Raw genomic sequence first — 1,815 nt, 5'->3', positions numbered from 1 at the left:
GACTGGTGCCCTCCACCGTGCACCGCGTGCTGACCCGCTTCGGCCTGGCCCGCCTGACCCATCTCGACCGGGCCACCGGCCGCGTCATACGCCGCGCGGCTGAACGCTGCCGGAGCGCCGTGAGATCAAGAAGATCGCGAAGTCCAAACCCACCGAGCACGACCTGCCGTTCTCAACCTGGAGCCTGTCCAAGCTGGCGGACTTCCTGGTAGCAGAGGGGGTGGTCGACGACATCAGCCACGAGGGCCTGCGCATCCTGCTCCGCGAGGAAGGCGTCTCCTTTCAACGCCTGAAGACCTGGAAGACCTCCCGCGATCCGGACTACGCGGCCAAGAAAGCGCGCGTCGAGCACCTCTACGCGATCGCCGACGGCGAGGTCATACCCGAGGACGGCGAACCCGAAGTCATCTTCTGCCTGGACGAGTTCGGCCCGCTCAACCTCATGCCCCACCCGGGCCGGCAATGGGCCGAGCGCGGCGGCAAACACAAGGACCCAGATCGCGAACCGCGCCGACGGCGGCGAGCGACCTACAACCGTTACGGCGGGTGCGGCACCTGTTCGCCGCTCTGGATCTTTCCAAGGACAAGCTCTACGGCCACATCAAACCGGTCAAGCGGCGCACCCAGTTCCTGGAGTTCTGCCGCTACCTGCGCAGCCTCTACCCGGCCGACGTCAGGATCGCGATCGTGGCCGACAACTTCTCCCCGCACCTGACCACGAAAAGGTGTCAACGGGTCGGCATCTGGGCTGCCGCGAACAACGTCGAGATCGCCTACACACCGACCAACAGCTCCTGGATCAACCGCATCGAGGCCCAGTTCACAGCCCTGCGCTACTTCACTCTCGACGGCACAGACCACGCCGACCACAAAGAACAGGGCAGCATGATCCGCCGCTACATCATCTGGCGAAACCGCCATGCCGACGACCAGCACCTACAAGCCGTCGTCGACAGGGCAAACGTTGCCTGATGCGGCACTAGCCGGTGACGACGACTTCGCACGGCACGTTCTGCAGGCCATTGCCGTCGAACTCGCCACCACCCCACTGCCGGGACACCTTGAAGTCGCCGCCCTGGCAGACGTGGCGCCCGGCCTCGAAGAGGCCGCCCCCGAACGCGTCGCCCGGACCGAAAACCTGGCCGACGCCGCCGCCGACGTGGAAGCTCACACCGCCGACCAGCGCCGCACCCTCGCCAGCATCGGCACCGACTCGCTGCGGGCCGCCCGGCTGTCCGACGACGCCCAAGGGGCCTGGACCCCGCACATCGTCCTCGCCCAGAACCTGCCCGACGGAGCCGACACCGACCGTCTCTTCGACGCTCTCACCAAGCAGCCCCACACGGCGGCCGCGGTCATCACCACCGGTACCGCCTCCGCCGACAGCGCGGCCGACGCCTGGACGCTGACCTGCCAGAGCCCCGGCGAGACCATCGTGCTTCCCGGCTCGAACCTGCCCATCCATCTTCAGGGCCTGAGCGACGAGCACTTCACGGACGCCATCGAGCTGCTCACCCTTGCCGCCAGCGACGCCGATGTTCCGGCACCCGACTGGGTCCGGGCCGACCCTGACGAAGACGAAGACGATGAGGCCTCGGGCGAGGACGGTCTGCCCGCTGAATACGCCGCCGAAGAGGAAGCGCTCAACGACGACGAGGAGTCCGCTCCTGCAGATGGCCCCGTCACACAAGCACTCCAGTCCGGTGATGCGGGTCTGGGAACAGCCGACCACCTGACCTCGGAGAAGGAACCGGCCGACAACGCCGAAGACCAGGGGCAGCAGCCCGCCGGTCTCTCGCTCGCCGACGTCCTGGC

At 67.4% G+C, this 1,815-nt stretch carries 2 pseudogenes; both read left to right on the top strand.

From position 1 onward, the window contains the following. Nucleotides 1-103: 103 nt before the first annotated feature. Nucleotides 104-972: pseudogene (locus tag ACFU8Q_RS41285) on the top strand (IS630 family transposase); the annotation flags it as partial. Continuing rightward, a pseudogene (locus ACFU8Q_RS41280) lies at nucleotides 965-1,815 on the top strand (hypothetical protein); the annotation flags it as partial. The pseudogenes ACFU8Q_RS41285 and ACFU8Q_RS41280, both read left to right, overlap by 8 nt.

This window comes from Streptomyces sp. NPDC057543, from assembly GCF_042801895.1.
Taxonomy (GTDB): Bacteria; Actinomycetota; Actinomycetes; order Streptomycetales; family Streptomycetaceae; genus Streptomyces.
Note: the sequence above shows the minus strand (reverse complement) of the source record. Positions and strands in the feature narration are given on the sequence as shown.